Genomic DNA, 19472 nt, shown 5'->3' with positions numbered 1-19472 from the left:
AGGGATTCCCTTTTCAATAGGATTTTTATTCATTTACACAAACTATTTTATACTCTCTGCTTTTTTACCCCAAAATTAAAAACATAAAGAAACAGGCTAAGTATATAGTCTTTTATTGATCATCAGAAGAAGAAATTCCTCTTGCTTTTCGGCAACCATTGTTGGTAAATGCAAATATTAGGAGCTAGGTCAAAAGTTAAATTTTGACTTGGCTCCTTTATCTTTTATATTAATATTAAAAGTACTTGGTGAGGGTTATTCAACAAATAAAAATACGATGTTTTAGGAAAAAATGAAAAATAACTGCTTTTATTATCAAATATTATTAAATTTGTGCGAAGTTAATTAAAAATAATTGGATATAATGGTAACTAGACGTTTACTCCTTTTTAGTTAAGAAAAGATGGTAAAGGATTTGTTTCAATATTTTTTAATTTTTAAGTACAGAAATATAGTGAACCTTATGGAGGTGTTGTTTTGTTTAAAATTGTAATGAAGCACACACATGGTTTGTCACGATGGTGCTTTTTCCTAGCACCACTGGTCATGTTAATTGAGGTATTTTGTGATTTGCAACAACCAACCTTAATGTCTGATATTGTTGATCATGGACTGGCAAAAGGAGACATGCAGTATGTTGTCCATACAGCATTGCTCATGCTGTTATTTGCCTTGCTAGGAGTACTTGCAGGTGCTGGATCGGGTGTGTTAGGGAACTATGCTTCACTCCGAATGGGAGCACATTTGCGTTCTCATATGTTAACGATTGCATTAAATAAGCGGGAAGCAAGTAATTTAGCACCAGCAACATTAATTACGCGGATCACTAATGACGTAACACAGATGCAGAACCTTGTGATGATCCTGACACGTGGAATGGTACGCTCTCCAATGCTTATGTTTGGCGGAATCGTTATGTCGTTGATTGTTTGCCCAAATTTAGCCCCCATCTTATTGGTGATCATATCTTCTTTAATTATCTTTCTTTTATTTATTATGCGTCGCAGTATTCCACTTTACACCAAGATGCAGCAGCGGGTCGACGGGATGAATAGGGTTATGAGAGAGAACTTGCAAGGAATTAAGACAATCAAAGCTTTTGTTTTAGAAAAACATCAGCTAACTCAATTCAAGCAGGCTAATGATAAACTGCTTAACAGTAGTATTCGTGCTTCGATGGCAACAGTGACGTTAAGTCCTATTATTCAGGTCATGTTGAATCTTGGAGTTGTAATTGCGTTGGCATATGGTGGCCAGTTGAAAGTAAATGGAACGATTCTCGACGGACAGATTATTGCTTTTGTCAATTATATGATTCAAATCACTAATGCAATGGTCATGACAGTTAACATCATTACTGCTTTTTCACGTGCGATTACCTCGGCAACCCGTGTCCAAGCAGTTTTGAATGAAACGAAAGGTGAAGTTGCTGTTGGTACAATTGCAAATGCACCATCGGGCAGTAGTATCGAGTTCTCACACGTTACTTTCGGTTATCAGCAAAGCAGACCAATCCTGAATGATGTCAGTTTCAAAATAGCAGAAGGTAAATGGTTGGGAATTATTGGTGCAACGGGCAGTGGTAAATCTGCACTGATCAATTTGCTAACGCGTAGTTTCGATAATTATCAAGGAACAATTCGCATCGGTGGAGTCGATATTAAAGACATGGATTTGGCTGCTGTTCATCATAAAGTTACAGTTGCCATGCAGGATGCTATGCTATTTTCTGGGACAATCAGGCATAATTTGACGTTTGGTGCAGTACAAGCAAGTGAAACACAACTTGATTCAGCGGCTAACGTGGCTGATGCAACCGAATTTATTAAGAAGCTGCCACGAAAATATGATGCGATAGTTGAACAAAATGGAAAGAATTTTTCTGGTGGGCAGCGACAGCGTTTGAATATTGCACGTGCGGTTGTACCAGACCCAGATATATTGGTGTTGGATGATGCGACTAGTGCGGTTGATCAAACCACCAATGCTTTAATCCAAAAGCGACTGCTTGAAACCCGAAGTGGGCGGACAACTATCATTATTTCGCAGAGGGTAACAAATATTATGCACTGTGATGAAATCTTGGTTATGACTGATGGGCAACTGACCGATCAAGGTATGCACACACAATTGCTCAAAACCTCACCATTTTATGCGCAACTAGTTGAAACACAACTGGGAGGAGGAAGATATTATGCAGATGAATCATCATCGTCCCGGACGTAATTTGCACCCAGAGAAAGTTAGCCTGAATAATTGGAAACAGACTGTTAAAAGAATTTTGAATTACCTTGCTTTTGCACGTGGTAAGTTAATCCTCGTTTTTTTCTTAACGATTTTTACTACGATGGCGACCATTGTAGGAAATCGTGTAAATGGAATAGTTGTTGATCAGTTTCTCAGCGCTAACAAGATGCATACACTATTTGTCATCTGTGGTTTAATGGCGGTAATGTACATTGTTGCCAGTATTTGTACTTATTTTCAAAACGCAATTATTATTAAAGTAGCTCAACGAGCATCTGCAGCGATTCGTCACGATATCTTTGCCCAGTTACAAAGGTTACCATTACGTTATTTTGATACCCATGATAAGGGGGATGTTATGAGTCGATTGACAAATGACGTCGATAATATCAATACTGCAATGATGCAGACTTTCGTACAACTGTTTACGGGAATTATTAGCGTAGTTGGAATGGGGGTTGCAATGTTGCTTTTGTCACCACTCTTAACACTAATTGTTCTGCTTAGTTCGATAATGACCTATATTTTTACTCGAATTGTGGCGAAAATCACCCAAAAAGCCTTTGTAACTCAACAAGATGCACTTGGAGCACTTAATACGCAGATCGAAGAATCAGTATCTGGCAAACAAGTAATTCAGTTATTTGATCATGAAGCACAGACGATGGGAACCTTTAACAAAACTAATGAACGTTATACAAAAGCGGCCTTTCGTGCACAGGCTTTCAGTAGTATGATCGGTCCCATCAATAATGGTACTAACAATGTGGCTTACCTTGTTATTACTGCTGCAGGAGCGTTTTCTATTCTTACTCATAGTAGTACGATTACGGTCGGTACGATCTTTACTTTCTTGATCTATTTACGTAATTTCACTGGTCCCATCAATAATATTCTTGATTTGCTCAATACACTGCAGTTATCCTTAGCGTCTGCGGAGCGAGTTTTTGAAGTAATTGATGAAAAGCCTGAAAAAGATATTAAACATGCACTCGCAATGACACATACTAAAGGCAATGTTGCTTTTGAACATGTAGATTTTGCCTATGGCTTACAACAAATATTGCATGATGTTAACATTTCTGCCAAGCAAGGACAAGTGATTGCACTAGTGGGGCCAACTGGCGCGGGTAAAACAACCATTATGAACCTGTTAACCAATTTATACCCACTTAGTAAGGGAAGGGTACTGTTGGATAAACATGATGTAACTAGCATTAAACGGTCCAATTTAAGAAGGTTAGTTACTGTAGTTCAGCAAGAGCCTTTTATGTTTTCACTCTCCATTAAAGAGAATATCCGGCTTGGTCGTATGAATGCGACTGATGAGGATGTACGTTTAGCTGCAAAGCGCGCTAATGCTGATAATTTCATTATGCAGCTGAGAGATGGCTATGACACGATTCTAAGTGAGAATGCACATAATATTTCACAAGGCCAGCGCCAACTGCTCAGTATTGCACGTGCATTTATTGCTGAAGCACCTGTTTTGGTATTGGATGAAGCAACAGCCTCAATAGACTCCAATACAGAGTCTGATGTTCAAAAAGCAATGACCGATTTGATGCAGGATAAGACTAGTTTTGTTATTGCACATCGTCTTTCGACAATTCGCAATGCTGATCAGATCTGTGTTATTGATGCAGGACGTGTTGTCGAATGTGGAACACATGATGAACTACTACAAAAGAATGGTGCATACGCTAGACTGTACAATAGTCAATTTAGTTGATAAATGTACTTTAAAATTGGAGGAAATGCATTAAGTTTTGGAAACTATAGGTCTAAGTGAGTCAAAGAAAATGATCATCACTAGTGAGGGTAAAGTAAATATGACACAATAGAGTTTTGACTCGTGGAACACTTTCATCCGAAATCAATAGAGGACCAGATCAAAAATTGACTCTTTGATCCAGTCCCACAAATTAGGAGAGCACATTTTCTAACTCTTTTTTATCAGAATAAGGAATACGGAGTTTGGAATGTCTTTTTATTTAGACTGTTGTATTTAATATGATTCTCTTGCAAGATATTTCTGAACTCTTTCACGTAAATATCGCTAGAGAAACTCTGAAGTATATCAATGAAAAGTTTTTGATTAGCAGCAAGCATTTGAACTGACAAACCATTGGTTCCGCTCATGTAAGTGTGAACTTCATCAATGTATTTTTCTAATGAACCTAGTCTTAGTTGGCCACTATAACTGAGTACAAAAGTGTTAATCAAATTGGTATCAAAGGCACTCATCATCTTTTGTTTCTCTTGAAAACTATCAAGTGCGTCTAAGGTGTCAAAAAGTTGTTGCATTTTGTTAATAGTCTGAAGAATATATTCGGGCTTTTTTTGCAGTTGAATCTGTTTTCTAAATGCGGTTGCTGTTTCGGTAAAATCTGAATCGGTTGTTATCGGCGTGTTAATGGGTAAGGAAATGCTATTAACGCAGTTTCTGGCAGTTTTTTGATAGGTGATCACCGAACGTAGATCACTGGCCAAGTTGACCATTACAGGATCCGTTGTTTTGGGATGCGCACGGTGTATAGCCTGTTCAAGCATGATGCCAATTGCAATTGCAGGGGTAGCATTATGTGCTTTAGCAAAAGTCATGAAACTAGTTTGATCAATCACTGTCTCAAAGCGATAACTATCTGCTTGAGGATCAAATGCGCGACTTTCTGGCAAACTATAGGAATTTTCCCCATGATCCTGTGTTGAATTTTGGGGGATCTTCAACTCAGGTAGATTAGAGAAGGGTTCCTGCATCTCATCAAGTGACAGCGGGTCATTGGCTAGGTTAACCTTTGGGACTCCGTATAAGAGGCCAACTTTAGATGAAATATAGTAATAGAGTAGAGTTCTTACAAATGGCATTATGCCTCTTCCATCAACTAGGGCATGATGGTAAGAAACGAACAGACGCTTTTGTTCAAAAGTAATATCGATTAAATGATAATTAACATCTTTGCTTCCCAGGACACGCAGGCTATGTTGTTGTGCTACGATGAGAGGCAATGGATCGTGTGTTAAGTTGTAATGAGCATCTTTCCTTACTAACATACTGCTTAGATAAGGATAACGTTGTAAGGAACGGTTGACGGCAATCTGAAGGAGCTCTTGGTCAATTACGTCGGTTAATCGGATATCGATAACCATACTACGTGTACCATGCTGACGATAAAGAAATGATTGGCCAGAGAAGATTTTAGAAACCTTTGGAAGTTCTGTAAGATACGCCTTGCCACTTCTGGTATTGAATAATTCTTGGTAAGTATTATTTTGTTTGATCGATGTTGTCATAGTTAACGACTCCTTTTTTCATAGTTATAGTTTGAATTTAAAAGCTGTTGTTGCTGATAACTATAAAAAGAAGATGTTAAATAAATATGTATAACTTGTTTGTGAAATGTTAATTGAAAGTTGCGGGCCAGAATTAATATTTTAGAAACATTTCATTTGTTTTGATGAATTATTTTTTGTGTAAAAGAATCCAAAAAAGTGTAGTATATGTAAGAAAAAATAACAAGTTGGGAGTGAGTAAGATAGAAAATAAATATATAAGAGAAGGATTCGTTCCTTTTGGCCGTTACCAAACCTATTACAGGGTAGTAGGGAAGAAAACAAAAAATCCACCATTAATTTTGCTGCATGGTGGACCAGGTTCAACACATAATTATTTTGAAATGCTTGATGATATTGCAGAAATGAGTCAAAGACAATTAATAATGTATGATCAGTTAGGCTGTGGATATTCCTCGATTCCAGATGATGAGCGAAACTGTTATAAAGCTGGTACGTGGTTGGATGAATTAGAGAATCTAATTACCTTTTTAGGATTGAAGGAATTCCATCTTTTGGGTCAATCGTGGGGTGGAATGTTAGCAATAATGTATCTTTGCGACAGAGACGCAAGTGCAGCTAAAAGTGTCGTACTTTCTAGTACACTTTCTTCAGCCAAGTTATGGGCAAAGGAACTTCATCGGCTTATAAAGTATTTGCCAACTGATGAACAAGAAGCTATTAAGAAAGCGGAAGAAACCCAAAATTTTAAGAACCCTGCTTATCTTAAAGCAAATGCACATTTTATGAAGTTATACGCTAGCGATGACCCAAAAGAAAGTCATGAAGAAGTACTGAGGCGTCCTAAAAAAAGTGGTACTGAATCCTACACGACCGCATGGGGACCAAACGAGTATACACCACAGGGTAATTTGAGTGATTATGAATATACCGCAAAATTATCGAAGATAGAAATACCAGCGTTAATAATGAGTGGTATAAATGATTTGAGTACTCCGTTAGTTGCGAAAACAATGGCGGATGCTTTGCCAAATTCGGAATGGCATCTTTTTGCAAATTCTCGTCATATGCCGTTTGTAGAAGAAAATAAAAAGTATATGAAGATTCTTACAGAGTGGCTTAAGAATAATGACTAGTCGTCCAGTTTGATTGGGCGCAGAACTTTGGCAGGATTTCCCACTGCGACAACATTTGCAGGAATATCATGGGTTACAACACTTCCGGCACCAATAATTGAATTTGCCCCAACTGTCACTCCACCAAGAATAATTGCAGAGCCTCCAACCCAAACACCATCTTCAAGGGTAATTGGTTTTGCGACCATTTTCTTAGCTTTCCTTGCTAAGGGCTCTTCAAGATAATTAGCGGTATAAAAGCCAACTTTTGGGGCAATATTAACATTAGAACCAATTGTAATTGGTGCAAAATCAAGCATTGTCACATCATGGTTTGCAAAAAAACTGTCACCTACAGAGATATTGAAACCAAACGTACACATAAAGTTGGGTTCAATGTAGGCATCAACACCAACATCATTGAATAGTTGTTCTAGTATTGAAAAGTCATAGTTATTTTTGGTAAGAACTAGTTGATTGAAGACACAACATTGTTCAAAGGCATGTCTGGAAGCCGCAGCAATTTCTGGATTGGATGCAGTAAATATTTTTTCATTGGTTGTTAGTCTTTTGATCTTTTCAGCGTCCATTTTCTCACCTCAAGTATATTATTATATAATGCAATTATAGCCTAAATAAGGAGGATAACCAGATGGATCTAAGCGAACATAGTGCATTAACAAATTTTGAAATAGAGTACATCAAACAAATTACAAATTCTGGGAAACGCTATTACGACTATGATCCTTTAATTTCCAAAGCAAGGAATCATGCATATTTTGAATGTAGGAAATATGATAATGAACTTAGGAATGGACGGAAAAAGATAGAAATATTGAAGAATCTTTTAGCCCATTTGGGACACCATGCAGAGATTAACTTAGGATTTACGTGTGAGTTTGGATTCAATCTAACTGTAGGAAGTTACTTCAGTGCAGGAAGGGACTTCAAAGTTATTGATTGTAACAAAGTAGAAATAGGCAATAATGTTTCACTTGGTGCCCAAGTAGGGATATACACATCTAATCATGCTGAAAATCCCGAATTACGTGCAGCGCATTGGTGCAGTGAACAACCAATAGTAATTGCAGATGATGTTATTATTGAAAACAACGTAGTTATAACACCAGGCGTTAAGATTGGCGAAGGAGCGACTATCAGAGCAGGAAGTGTAGTGACTCATAATATATCTGCCAATACGATTGCAAGTGGTAATCCGTGTAAATCTTTTGTGTTGTAATTTCAGGTAATGTGAATGGGGGGCAAAAGATAGTGAACCATGCGGACATCAATAAACTTTCATGTGATTTGATACACACCGGGTGGGATAAACCGGCTATTAAATATATAAATAAGAAACTGCAGTGGCAAGTAGTGCTGAATAGTTCCAGCAATGACCTTGGGACAATATACCGTAATTTGTATGCTGTTGGCTCAAATTTATATACTAAAATGCTCAGAGAATCAAAGTTAACAGCGCAGCAAAAAATTGAATTGGTCCTGTGGCAATTAGGCGCAAGTATTGATCACACCGGCTTTTTGCGGCTGAGAGGTAATTTTCATTTAGATCCACTCATGCCCCCACATAGCGGCTTTTTACGTTATTTCCGCAACCTTGTTCAAAAAGTATTTCCTGGGAAAACCTTGAAGGAATATAGTAGGACTGATGATTTGGGTGAACTTGCAAATAAAATTCATCTTTTTCGAAGCTATTTGGATCTCAACAATATTCAGTACATTCGTTCTTTTTTTAAGGGAAAGACAGATTATGAAAGATTACTTAAATATGAGAAAAGATTTTGTTTTGTTAAATTAGACTATAAATCGGCAGCAAACTTTCACAATAGATTTCGCAGTGACAATCATTTCAAGTATCCACAAAACATGAAGGTGCAAGTTACTAGTAGAACAAGAATGTCTGAATTTATAATTAACCTTGAGTCAGGGAACTTTGTTAGTGAGTGGATAGGTTATGGCTTTTTGGCTAATGGAACCAAACAAATTAAAACCTCTTTTAAAGAATTCAATATCGTCAATACAGAGTCTTTTAATTATGGAATACCATTAGGCGGTAGAAGATTCAACTTTTTTGTTGATAGGGATAGTCACAATAACTTAGATATCAGTCACCCACATGATTCGTTGGCCCGTAGAAGATTGACCCAAAAGCAAAGAACTTCCTATTATTGGAAGTTTGAAGAATCTTATTACAAAAAGGATGGCAGCGGTCGATATAGGGGCCAGTATGCAGATATTGTAAAAAATGGTTATAGGGATTATTATGCTTGGAATTCGGTAAGAGAAAAAGGGAAAGTTTATCAGAGATTTGTTGCGTATTGCCGCAGTATCTATCCTAAAAAGAATCCCGGATTTTACTACTTTCTGAAGAAAAAAGAGAAATTTTTTTTAAATATTTTGTGCAGATAGTGCCTGAATATCTGTGGGTAGCAGCTTAAAAGCATTTCTTTATTTTTTCTTGAAAGACTAGTATGATATTAATTGGTCGTTTTTTGGAAATAGAATGAAGTTAACAAAGAAAGGGTGTATAAATCATTTTGATTACATTATCAGGTATTATTGGATCGGGTAAGTCAAGTATGACTGAAATATTGGCAAATGAGCTCGGAACAAAGGCTTTTTTTGAGCCGGTTGAGGACAATCCCGTCTTGCCATTATTCTACAAAGGAAATGAAATCGCAGCTCAAAAAAGGGCGGAAGGGGACAAAGAAGCAACTAATCCTTATGCGTATCTCTTGCAGACATATTTTCTTAATAAAAGATTTAAAATGATTAAGGAAGCTATGAAAGATGATAATAATATTTTAGACCGCTCAATTTATGAAGATGAGCTATTTATGAAGATGAATACAGAAATGGGTAATGCAACAGAAGTGGAATATCAAATATATCAGAGCCTATTGGCTAATATGATGGAAGAGCTACCTTTTGCTGCTAAAAAGAAATCACCAGATTTAATGATTACGATCCATGTTTCATATGAAACAATGATAAAAAGAATTAATAAAAGAGGCCGTGATTATGAATTAGTAGAAAATGATCCTTCTTTGGTTGATTATTACAAACGACTTTTAAAGTACTATGATGAATGGATTGAGTCATACTCTGTCTCACCATTACTAGTAATAAATGGTGATCAATTTGATTTTGTTGACAATATTAACGATAGGATTACGATGTTAGAATTAATTGAAAATAAACTATATAAGTTGGGCAAACTTACGGACGCACAGTTAAATAATTTCAAAGAAAGACATCAGAAACAGCTTCTTTAAAAGAGATGTATAAGTAGAACCTATTTCTGAGATATAACTTTTTAAGTATTCAGTATGTTAGGCAATAACGAGGAGAGACTATTATGGTTGATAATGCAGATACAACCTTTTAATTTGCGCAAAAATCCAAAACTATAAGAATGGCAAGGTGAAAAACTTGAAATATAAAAAGAATGACATCACAGATAAGGTATTAAAAAAAGATGTAAGCCATGCTATTGCGATAACTTCTATTTATTTCATAGTTTTTCAACTTTCAGCACTTATCTCGTCGTTTGCGATACTCTTTACAAAAAAAGAAAGTGAAGCTGCTGTAAATAATTTTTTCAACAATAGTGGACTTCCATACTTGGTTGCAGTCGGAGCAGGACTTTTTGCAATTTTTGTAAACATGACTCCTAAAATGAGGAAACAAACTTTTGCTTCAAGTAAAAGAAAAGTGACGATAGGTGTCTTTTTTTCGCTGGTTGCAATAATATTGACAAGCCAAATTGTTTTAGGTGCCTACAGTTCTCTATTTGAACACCTTGTTAATCTGGTAGGCTATAGCTCAACAGAGCAATTAAAAGAAGCTACAGGCGCCAGTCAAACAATTTCTATGCTGCTATATGCTGGAATTTTAGGTCCTGTTACTGAGGAGATTGTTTTTAGAGGATTTTTATTACGTAGTTTGGAAAAATATGGACAAGGTTTTGCTATTATACTTTCTGCTTACATGTTTGGACTGTATCATAGTAACTTTATTCAAACTCCATTTGCGTTTGTCGTAGGATTAATTTTAGGATATGTAGCATTAACTTATGGTATCAAGTGGTCAATATTGCTACACATTTTTAATAATCTTGTGTTGGGAGACATGTTTAGCTATATTCTACAGAACTTCAGCGGCAAGCAAGCTGATATTATCAGTAATGTTTTGGTTTGGATAGGTGGAGTTATTGGAATTGTAATTTTATGGTTTTTCAGAAGAAAGATACGCAACTGGTACAGAAACAATAAACCAACTGGAACTGAATTGAAACTTGCATTTACGAGGAAAATCTTGATTTTGATCACTATTATAATTTTCATTATTTCTTGTACAGGATTAGATAAAATATAAAGGTGTTAATTTAATCACAACTTCTGTGCGATTACTTGAAGTTTATAAACCCAAGGGCTATCATAATGGTAGAAGTATTTTTACCAAAGGCAGGTGGCTGAGATGGTACAAAAGTATAAACGAGTTTTGGTGGCAATAGATGGTTCTAAGGGTTCTGATGTTGCTTTGGATAAAGCAATAGAAACGGTTAAGAATAATGAAGGTTCTTCATTAGATGTTTTGCGTGTTCTTGATTTGAATTCTCTTGAGTATGGTGGAGCTGGAATTGCTCTAGATGGTAGTGAGATTTACAGAATTGAACAAGCTAATGAGGAATACATGTTTAATTTGAAACAAAAGCTAATTAAGGAAAATGGGCTTAGTGAAGAAAATGTACATGTGCATTTGCGTTTTGGAAATCCAAAAGTTGTCATTGTGCATGATTTTCAACCTGAGTATGGCAATGATTTGATTTTAGTCGGCTCTACTGGAAAGAATTTTTTTGAGCGGCTGGTGATAGGATCAGTTGCATCTTATGTTGTAAGAAATGCATCTTGTGATGTGCTCATGGCTCGTAATTGATTTTTAAAGCAAGAATAATTTGGAGACAAAAAACTTTGAAGGTTAGTACTAAGAAATAATACTCTTTTTTTAGTAATTAGATTGCATATAAAGCAAAAAGGAGTTTCACAAAATATTTGTGAAACTCCTTTTTTGTATGACTCACATACTATGTTGCTTATTAAATACAATTACATTGTAGCAAATTTTTCTTTAATGGTAGCTGCGGAAGTTGCTAGTTTTTGTTCTTCTTCAGGTGGGAGAGGAATATCAATGAGTTCTTCGACTCCATTTTTACCAATTATTCCTGGCTGACCTACATATGAATCATATTTGACATTGTAAGATGAACAAGGGCACATCAGCTGTGCATCATCAAGAACTGCACGGCTAAGTTTAATTGCACACGTTGCAATTGCGAAACTAGTATAGCCTTTACCTGAATGGACAGCCCACCCGCCTGATCGTGCGGTATCCTCAAGCGCGTCTAAATCTAGGTTCATTTTTGGAGCAAGGGTCTTAATTGGAAGCCCATTGACACTAACTGTTGACCATGCAACAAATTGAGACTCGCCATGTTCGCCATATACAAAGCCAGATACGTTTTTAGGATCAACATTAAATTTCTCTGATACAACACGCTGCATACGAGCAGTATCTAGGAAGGTTCCTGTTCCGAGTACTTGTGATCCAGGTAATCCGATTTCCTTTTGCAGATATTGGGTAATTGCATCACAAGGATTCATTGTATCGATCAAAACACCATTAAAGCCACTTGCTTTAATTTTAGGTGCGATATCTTTTACGATTTCACGAGTATATTCAAATTCTGCCCACCTGTTACCACTTGCATTATCCAATGCATGAATATTTCCTGCAGTAACAAAAAGAATATCTGTATCCGCTAATTCTGCATAATCCTGAATTTTTATTTTGGGTCTACTATCTAGCCGAGCTGTTGCATCTTGAAGATCAAGTTGCTCTGCTCTTGCTTTTTTTTCATTTTTATCTATCAGAATTAATTCATCGGCAAAACCTTGAACTACAAGTGAGAATGCTATTGCAGCCCCAACATGCCCTACACCGATGATTGCATATTTTCTACTCATTTTCTACATCCTTTGTTAATTAGTATTGATTAAACGATTTCCAAGTGTAATTGATTTTCTTTAATGAAGCCAGCTTTCTTCATCATGCTGTATGCTACTAACGAAATGACCATAGGTAAGACAACACCTGTAAACATGTAGATTGCAAATTGTCCCCATCCCTGTGCAGCATAGGCTAATGGTGCGATAAAGGAGTTTAGTCCTAAACCAGCTAACTTATAGGTTGAACGGAAGCCGAACATAATAGTTGCGATCGGAGCACAAACAACCGCTGAAAGTATTGAAGGAACCAACAAATATGGGTTAATCAAAAGATTTGGGAACTGTACTTTGGGTGTCATGACTCCCTGAGCAATATTAGCACCAAGGTTATTTTGACGAAATGACATTGCTGTGAAAGCAACAAACTGTGATGTTGTTCCAATTAATGCAGCAGCTGATGAGATGGGATCCAGCGTTAAAGCAATCGCCAAAGCTGCGGATGATGCTGGAGTCATTAAGAAAAGTGCCCAAACTACAGAAATTGAAATTGAACCCACCAACGGATTTACCTGCATCGTCTTAGCGATGAATGCACTGACGTTTAACAACAATGGAGTAGTGACAGCAGCAAGGCCTAAACCACAAACTCCCCCTACTAAGGTTGCAGTGAAAGGTACAAGCATCATATCTAAAGGTGTCTTACCGGATAAATATTTACCAATCAAGGCAGCAATCAAACCAGCTAAGACAGCACTGACTGGCTGACCAGTTGCGAAAGTTGCACTACCTGCTGCTTGCATCAAGGATGAACCAGTTGCGGTTGTTCCATTGACAGCAGCTGAAGTAAAGTGCACAGCATTTGCACCAATCGTTGAAGAAATCATAGCACTAAAAATGACGAGTGAAGTTGTCTCTAATTGAGATGCGATTGCAACACCAAGTGCAGGAGCCAATAAATCATTAGCAATGACACCAACTTGATATAAAGCATTCCAGTGAACAAATGAGGCAATTGTCTGTAGCAACAGTCCAATACCTAATGTGACTAAGATAGCATTGGAAACGGCGGCCGAAATTCGATATACATACTCCTTAACTGTTGTCGTTGATTTTGTAGTACTTGTATTCTCCATTGTTGAACAACTCCTATTCCTTTTTTTATCCTACTCTGTTCTAAACTTTTTCAATCCAGTTCTTAGGTGCTTCAATATCACCAAATTGGATACCAATTAATTCATCATATAACTTGCGAGTAACAGGTCCAACTTCTGTTTCACTATAAAATACGTGGAAATTATCACCATATTGGAAACCACCGATAGGTGAAATAACGGCTGCAGTGCCACAAGCACCAGCTTCAGCAAAATGATCCAGTTGATCGATGTAGATATCACCTTGTTCTGTTTCCATACCGAAATTATGTTCAGCAAGGTATAGTAATGAGAACTTAGTTACACTTGGTAAAATAGATGGTGATTTAGGTGTTACAAACTTTCCATCTTTAGTGATTCCAAAGAAGTTAGCTGAACCAACTTCTTCAATCTTCTTATGGTTAATTGGGTCAAGGTAGATACAATCTGAGAAACCAGCATCGTGTGCAAGCTGACCTGGGAAGAGACTTGCTGCATAGTTACCACCGACCTTGCTTGCCCCAGTACCTTTATGAGCAGCACGATCATATTCAGAAGCAACAAAGTTTGTAGGTGTCAAGCCACCCTTGAAGTAATTTCCGACTGGCATGGCAAAGATTGAGAAAATATATTCTTCAGCGGGATGAACACCAATGTTTCCACCAACACCAACAATGTATGGGCGAAGGTAGAGTGTAGCGCCTGTACCATATGGAGGAATATATTCTTCATTGGCTTTTACAACTTCTTTTAGCGCATTTATAAACATTTCAGTAGGAACCTTAGGCATCATTAGTCTTTCACAACTATTTTGCATTCTTTGTGCGTTTTGATCTGGGCGGAAAAGATTGATGCTGCCATCCTTACAACGATATGCTTTAAGTCCTTCAAAAACTTCTTGACCATAGTGTAGACATGTTGATCCTTCGTTGATGGTAATTGTAGCTTCTTCTGTAAGACCAGTATCACGCCATTCACCATCACGCCAGTAGGCACGATAGCGATAAGGTAAGTTCATGTAAGTAAAACCAAGGTTGCTCCAATCTAATTCAGCTGGGTTCTTTGCTTTTGGTGCTGTTGAAAGTGACATTTTAATTCCTCCTTAATTTTTGAATCATGAAAGTCGTTTGAAGTTAAAAAACAAAAAAGCACTCACCGCCAAGAATACACTTCGGCGGTGGGTGCTTAAAAAAAATCCATCGCCTAGTTATCCTAGCGCGATGGACCTAATGTCTGAACAATCTAATCAGCCGAGACATTAAGCAACACATCGCGCGTGCTAATAATGACTAGGCTCACTAGGTACTGGGCGGTATTACTACAAATAGTGAATGTGCGTGACATATTGCTCAACTCCTCTCGATAATTGATTGATATAACGTGACTTCATAATTGATATTTCTTATTATAACTGCTGACATTAAAAAATCAACCTCTTTTTTAATAAAAATGTAATTTTATTATTTTTAATGACAGAAATGTTTAATAAAACATACAAATTACGCTGGAAAACTGAGGTTTGGGGTAATCATGAGATGAGAAAAAGATTGTCTTATTGACTTTTTCAACAATTGAAAGTATATTATAGGCAATCATTCTTATCTTAATTGATAAAGTAGTCAAAGTGCTTTATCCACGTTTTCAAGGCGTGGAGTGGCGCTTTTTTTATTGTCTAAAAGGAGGGAACAGACAGTTGGCAGCAAGTACAATCACGGAATACGACACGATTGCAGCGATCTCAACTCCACCTGGTGAAGGTGCAATTTCCATCGTTCGTTTAAGTGGAGATGAAGCATTACAGATTGCAAAAAATGTATTTTCTGGCAAAGACTTAACTAAAGTTAAGAGTCATACTATAAATTATGGACATATTATTAATCCGAGAACTAAACAAGAAATTGATGAGGTTATGGTTTCGGTAATGAAAGCACCTAAAACATTTACACGCGAAGATGTTGTCGAAATCAACTGTCATGGTGGAATTGTTGCAACTAACGAAATTCTACAATTGTTATTAAGTAATGGTGCTCGATTGGCTGAACCAGGCGAATTTACTAAACGTGCCTTTTTGCATGGCAGGATTGATCTTTCACAAGCAGAAGCTGTTATGGATCTTATTAGAGCTAAGACAGACAAATCAATGAAAGTTGCGTTGAACCAACTGGATGGGAATCTCTCACATTTAATCAGAAATTTACGCCAAGATATACTAGATGTTTTAGCACAAGTTGAAGTTAATATTGATTATCCAGAATATGATGATGTTGAAGAAATGACAACAAAATTGTTGAAGGAAAAGGCACAGGATACAAAAATAAGGATAGAACAACTGTTACAAACTGCCAAGCAGGGAAAAGTCTTGCGTGAGGGATTAGCGACAGCAATTATTGGTAAACCCAATGTTGGTAAATCTAGTCTATTAAATCATTTACTGCATGAAGACAAAGCAATTGTGACAGACGTAGCGGGAACAACACGCGATGTGATTGAAGAATATGTAAATGTTAGGGGAGTTCCTCTTAAATTAGTTGATACTGCTGGAATTCGTGAGACATCAGATAAGGTAGAAAAAATTGGGGTCGAGCGTTCTAAAAAGGCCATCGAGCAAGCAGACTTAGTGATGCTTGTATTGAATCAAAGCGAGCCTTTAACTACCGAGGATCAGCAGTTGATAAAACTGACAGAGAATAAGAAAAGAATTGTATTGCTGAATAAGGTAGATTTGCCTTCAAAAATAGATTTTACACAGCTTACCGAAAAAATTGGTAAAGATGAATTATTGAGTGTTTCCGTTTTAAAGAATGAAGGAATCGATAAGTTGGAAGAAAAAATCGCAAAATTATTCTTTGGCGGAATTGAGAATAGTCAAACAACGATTATGGTTACGAATGCAAGACATATTGGTCTTTTAAATCAGGCAAAAGATTCATTAGACGCGGTTTTGCGTGGGATTGAAGCTAACATGCCAGTGGACTTAATCCAGATTGATATGACTAATTGCTGGGATTTGTTAGGTGAGATTACAGGAGACAGTTATCAAGACGAACTGTTGACACAGTTGTTTAGCCAATTTTGTTTAGGAAAATAAATAATTTAGATGGAAGATAGGAGATCATAATGAACGTAAAGCAATATGCTGGCAAAGACTATGATGTGATCGTAGTTGGAGCAGGGCATGCAGGTTGTGAAGCTGCATTAGCTGCAGCTCGGATGGGGAATGAAACTCTCTTAGTGACAATTAATCTTGAGATGGTGGCATTCATGCCATGTAATCCTTCTATAGGTGGGCCTGCCAAAGGAATTGTTGTACGAGAACTCGATGCACTTGGCGGTGAAATGGGTCGTAATATTGATAAGACATATGTACAAATGAGAATGCTGAATACCGGTAAGGGTCCGGCTGTAAGGGCTTTGAGGGCACAGGCTGATAAGCGTGCTTATTCGATTGAAATGAAACATACTCTTGAAAAAGAACCAAATCTAACATTGCGTCAAGGAATTGTTGATGACTTAATTGTTGAAGATGGCGTTGTTAAAGGTGTGATTACCAATACGGGTGCGCGGTACGGTGCCAAAAGTGTTGTTTTGACAACAGGTACAGCGGCACGTGGGAAGATCATTATTGGTGAATTAATGTATTCTTCTGGACCTAATAATACACAGCCCTCTATGAAATTATCAGGTAATTTGGAGAAATTAGGTTTTGAATTGAAACGCTTTAAGACAGGAACTCCACCAAGAGTTGATGGGAATACGATCGAATACAATGCAACTGAAGAACAGCCAGGTGATAAGGAGCCAAATCATTTTAGTTTTGAGACCTCTGATGATGATTACTTGGATGCTAAGGATCAGCTATCTTGTTGGCTGACATACACTAATGAAAAGACACATGAATTGATTCGAGCAAATCTTGATCGTGCACCAATGTTTTCGGGTGTGATTGAAGGTGTTGGGCCAAGATATTGTCCATCGATTGAAGATAAGATTGTCAGATTTGCTGACAAGCCGCGTCATCAATTGTTTATTGAACCAGAGGGCCGCAACACAGATGAATTTTATGTTCAAGGACTTTCAACATCGATGCCTGAAGAAATTCAACAGCAGATGGTTCATTCTATTAAAGGACTTGAGCATGCAGAAATGATGCGTCCGGGCTATGCAATTGAATATGATATTGTTTCACCCTATCAGTTAAGGCCTACGCTAGAAACCAAGCTAGTTAGCGGACTATATACGGCTGGGCAAACAAACGGAACTTCAGGATATGAAGAAGCTGCTGGTCAGGGAATGTTAGCAGGTATCAATGCAGGTCGGCATGCCCTTGGAAAAGAAGAGGTCGTTCTTAAACGCAGTGACGCATACATTGGGGTGATGGTCGATGATTTGGTAACCAAGGGAACAAACGAGCCGTATCGCTTATTAACATCGCGTGCAGAGTACCGCTTGATCTTGCGTCATGATAATGCAGATATGCGTTTGACTGAATTAGGCCATGAAATTGGGTTGATTTCTGATGAGCGTTACACCAAGTTTGAGGCAAAAAAAGCGGCAATCGAAGCTGAAAAAAAACGTCTTGAAAGTTATCGAATTAAGCCAAATGACCAAGTCAATGAATTTCTTGCTGAAAAGGGGGCTGCACCATTGAAAGATGGTGTATTGGCAAGTGATTTTTTGCGACGCCCAGAAGTGACCTATGCCGAATTAACTAGGTTTATCCCAGAGGCGACAGAGAAAATTAATAATCGGGTAATTGAACAAGTTGAGATTCAAATTAAATACGAGGGTTACATCAAAAAAGCTAATCAAAAAGTTGAGAAGCTCAAAAAGATGGAGGCTAAAAAAATTCCAGATCGAATTGATTATAATGCGATTGAAGGAATTGCTACAGAAGCTCGGCAAAAGTTCGAAAAAATTCGTCCAGAAACACTGGCACAAGCTAGTCGAATCAGTGGAGTTAACCCAGCAGATATTTCGATCTTAGCGATTTATATTGAACAGGGCAAGATAGCAAAGATTTAGATTACAGAAGATATGCCTTTTGCACAAATTTGGACGGCAATGACGCGCCGTTATGATCGGAAAATATTTGTTTACGCCACTCAGATTATTGTTTTAGACAATGCAAATTGTTAGTGTTGGTCAAGTAGATATGCCTAAAATAAGGGACTGACATGTTTAAGTATGATAAATAAAGATAAAAACATTTTAAGTATCTACAATGAAAATAAAACGTTAGTAAAGTTTAAACTATCTTGTTATAGTGCGAATAGATTCTCTTAAATATACACTGACTATCACAAAAATAACCGCCAGCTGACCAGAGCTAAGGCGGTTATTTTTTGCTTAGGGACTTATGACAGCCCTATAGTGTGTGTTCCAAGATAGCCAATATTTAATAACTCGCCGAGCGTTCTCATGATTTTGCAAAATTTTTTTCAGTAACATGCCGTTCTGAGTGTTGAATGGAAGAAAACAGCCATTCAGATTAACGCCTATTTCTTCATCTGTAATTTCCACCAGCACGTATTATTCTGTTTATAAAGTTTGAAGCCACATCTTTTCAATACATTTTGTGAAGCTAGGTTTTCAATCTCTGTTTCAGCGATTACATAAGAAGTATTGTCTTGTGTTAATGCCCAATCGCACATAGCTTTTGT

General features: G+C 37.2%; 16 protein-coding genes. 10 read left to right on the top strand and 6 right to left on the bottom strand.

The features are described 5' to 3' along the window. The first annotated feature begins 477 nt into the window (after positions 1–477). Both IV36_RS11035 and IV36_RS11030 read left to right on the top strand, forming a co-directional pair. Positions 478–2226: an ABC transporter ATP-binding protein gene (locus IV36_RS11035; protein WP_056992507.1), complete on the top strand. Its 1749-nt coding sequence runs from the start codon at positions 478–480 to the stop codon at positions 2224–2226. Further along, on the top strand, positions 2195–3979 hold the full coding sequence (locus tag IV36_RS11030; RefSeq protein ID WP_003690808.1) for an ABC transporter ATP-binding protein: 1785 nt from the start codon (positions 2195–2197) through the stop codon (positions 3977–3979). The genes IV36_RS11035 and IV36_RS11030 overlap by 32 nt, the downstream gene beginning before the upstream one ends. Positions 3980–4203: 224 nt before the next feature. Here IV36_RS11030 and IV36_RS11025 read toward each other — a convergent pair whose 3' ends face one another. Further along, positions 4204–5541 (bottom strand): hypothetical protein, encoded by a 1338-nt coding sequence (locus IV36_RS11025; protein ID WP_056992506.1) that lies wholly within the window; start codon positions 5539–5541, stop codon positions 4204–4206. A 242-nt stretch (positions 5542–5783) separates the two neighbouring features. On the opposite strand from IV36_RS11025, the gene pepI reads away from it, so the two are divergent. After that, complete coding sequence (pepI, locus tag IV36_RS11020; RefSeq protein WP_056992509.1) at positions 5784–6677, top strand: proline iminopeptidase; 894 nt, start codon at positions 5784–5786, stop codon at positions 6675–6677. Here the strand turns inward: pepI and IV36_RS11015 are convergent. Beyond that, on the bottom strand, positions 6674–7246 hold the full coding sequence (locus tag IV36_RS11015; RefSeq protein WP_056992504.1) for a sugar O-acetyltransferase: 573 nt from the start codon (positions 7244–7246) through the stop codon (positions 6674–6676). The genes pepI and IV36_RS11015 overlap by 4 nt on opposite strands. Positions 7247–7308: 62 nt before the next feature. On the opposite strand from IV36_RS11015, the gene IV36_RS11010 reads away from it, so the two are divergent. From IV36_RS11010 to IV36_RS10990, 5 genes are all read left to right on the top strand, one after another. After that, positions 7309–7896, top strand: a complete 588-nt coding sequence (locus tag IV36_RS11010; RefSeq protein WP_056992502.1) for a DapH/DapD/GlmU-related protein — start codon at positions 7309–7311, stop codon at positions 7894–7896. Positions 7897–7928: 32 nt separating this feature from the next. Beyond that, positions 7929–9083, top strand: a complete 1155-nt coding sequence (locus IV36_RS11005; RefSeq protein ID WP_056992500.1) for a DUF3114 domain-containing protein — start codon at positions 7929–7931, stop codon at positions 9081–9083. A 128-nt stretch (positions 9084–9211) separates the two neighbouring features. Further along, complete coding sequence (locus IV36_RS11000) at positions 9212–9949, top strand: deoxynucleoside kinase (protein ID WP_056992498.1); 738 nt, start codon at positions 9212–9214, stop codon at positions 9947–9949. 157 nt (positions 9950–10106) lie between these two features. Continuing rightward, positions 10107–11051: a CPBP family intramembrane glutamic endopeptidase gene (locus tag IV36_RS10995; protein ID WP_056992496.1), complete on the top strand. Its 945-nt coding sequence runs from the start codon at positions 10107–10109 to the stop codon at positions 11049–11051. Positions 11052–11153: 102 nt separating this feature from the next. After that, on the top strand, positions 11154–11612 hold the full coding sequence (locus tag IV36_RS10990; RefSeq protein WP_056992494.1) for a universal stress protein: 459 nt from the start codon (positions 11154–11156) through the stop codon (positions 11610–11612). Positions 11613–11782: 170 nt separating this feature from the next. Here the strand turns inward: IV36_RS10990 and IV36_RS10985 are convergent, their stop codons facing one another. Genes IV36_RS10985 through IV36_RS10975 form a run of 3 tightly spaced genes read right to left on the bottom strand, consistent with a single transcriptional unit; the run spans position 11783 to position 14902 of the window. After that, positions 11783–12700, bottom strand: coding sequence for an L-lactate dehydrogenase (locus IV36_RS10985; RefSeq protein WP_056992492.1), 918 nt, complete (start codon positions 12698–12700; stop codon positions 11783–11785). Positions 12701–12729: 29 nt separating this feature from the next. Then, positions 12730–13815, bottom strand: coding sequence for a PTS sugar transporter subunit IIC (locus IV36_RS10980; protein ID WP_056992490.1), 1086 nt, complete (start codon positions 13813–13815; stop codon positions 12730–12732). A 40-nt stretch (positions 13816–13855) separates the two neighbouring features. Continuing rightward, positions 13856–14902, bottom strand: coding sequence for a branched-chain amino acid aminotransferase (locus IV36_RS10975; RefSeq protein ID WP_056992488.1), 1047 nt, complete (start codon positions 14900–14902; stop codon positions 13856–13858). A gap of 603 nt (positions 14903–15505) precedes the next feature. Here IV36_RS10975 and mnmE point away from each other — a divergent pair. Beyond that, positions 15506–16900, top strand: coding sequence for a tRNA uridine-5-carboxymethylaminomethyl(34) synthesis GTPase MnmE (gene mnmE, locus IV36_RS10970; protein WP_056992486.1), 1395 nt, complete (start codon positions 15506–15508; stop codon positions 16898–16900). A 29-nt stretch (positions 16901–16929) separates the two neighbouring features. After that, positions 16930–18834 (top strand): tRNA uridine-5-carboxymethylaminomethyl(34) synthesis enzyme MnmG, encoded by a 1905-nt coding sequence (gene mnmG / locus IV36_RS10965; RefSeq protein ID WP_056992485.1) that lies wholly within the window; start codon positions 16930–16932, stop codon positions 18832–18834. A 473-nt stretch (positions 18835–19307) separates the two neighbouring features. Here mnmG and IV36_RS10960 read toward each other — a convergent pair whose 3' ends face one another. Further along, on the bottom strand, positions 19308–19463 hold the full coding sequence (locus IV36_RS10960) for a GNAT family N-acetyltransferase (protein ID WP_235810319.1): 156 nt from the start codon (positions 19461–19463) through the stop codon (positions 19308–19310). Positions 19464–19472: the final 9 nt, after the last annotated feature.

Origin of the sequence: Liquorilactobacillus mali (assembly GCF_001437155.1) — a bacterium.
GTDB lineage: Bacteria > Bacillota > Bacilli > Lactobacillales > Lactobacillaceae > Liquorilactobacillus > Liquorilactobacillus mali_A.
Note: the sequence above shows the minus strand (reverse complement) of the source record. Positions and strands in the feature narration are given on the sequence as shown.

Excerpts from the sequence above, each read along its gene's own strand:
- IV36_RS11030 (WP_003690808.1), top strand. The coding sequence starts at position 2,195 with ATGCAGATGAATCATCATCGTCCCGGACGTAATTTGCACCCAGAGAAA.
- IV36_RS11025 (WP_056992506.1), bottom strand. The coding sequence starts at position 5,541 with ATGACAACATCGATCAAACAAAATAATACTTACCAAGAATTATTCAAT.
- IV36_RS11015 (WP_056992504.1), bottom strand. The coding sequence starts at position 7,246 with ATGGACGCTGAAAAGATCAAAAGACTAACAACCAATGAAAAAATATTT.
- IV36_RS11010 (WP_056992502.1), top strand. The coding sequence starts at position 7,309 with ATGGATCTAAGCGAACATAGTGCATTAACAAATTTTGAAATAGAGTAC.
- IV36_RS10990 (WP_056992494.1), top strand. The coding sequence starts at position 11,154 with ATGGTACAAAAGTATAAACGAGTTTTGGTGGCAATAGATGGTTCTAAG.
- IV36_RS10985 (WP_056992492.1), bottom strand. The coding sequence starts at position 12,700 with ATGAGTAGAAAATATGCAATCATCGGTGTAGGGCATGTTGGGGCTGCA.
- IV36_RS10980 (WP_056992490.1), bottom strand. The coding sequence starts at position 13,815 with ATGGAGAATACAAGTACTACAAAATCAACGACAACAGTTAAGGAGTAT.
- IV36_RS10975 (WP_056992488.1), bottom strand. The coding sequence starts at position 14,902 with ATGTCACTTTCAACAGCACCAAAAGCAAAGAACCCAGCTGAATTAGAT.
- mnmG (WP_056992485.1), top strand. The coding sequence starts at position 16,930 with ATGAACGTAAAGCAATATGCTGGCAAAGACTATGATGTGATCGTAGTT.
- IV36_RS10960 (WP_235810319.1), bottom strand. The coding sequence starts at position 19,463 with ATGTGCGATTGGGCATTAACACAAGACAATACTTCTTATGTAATCGCT.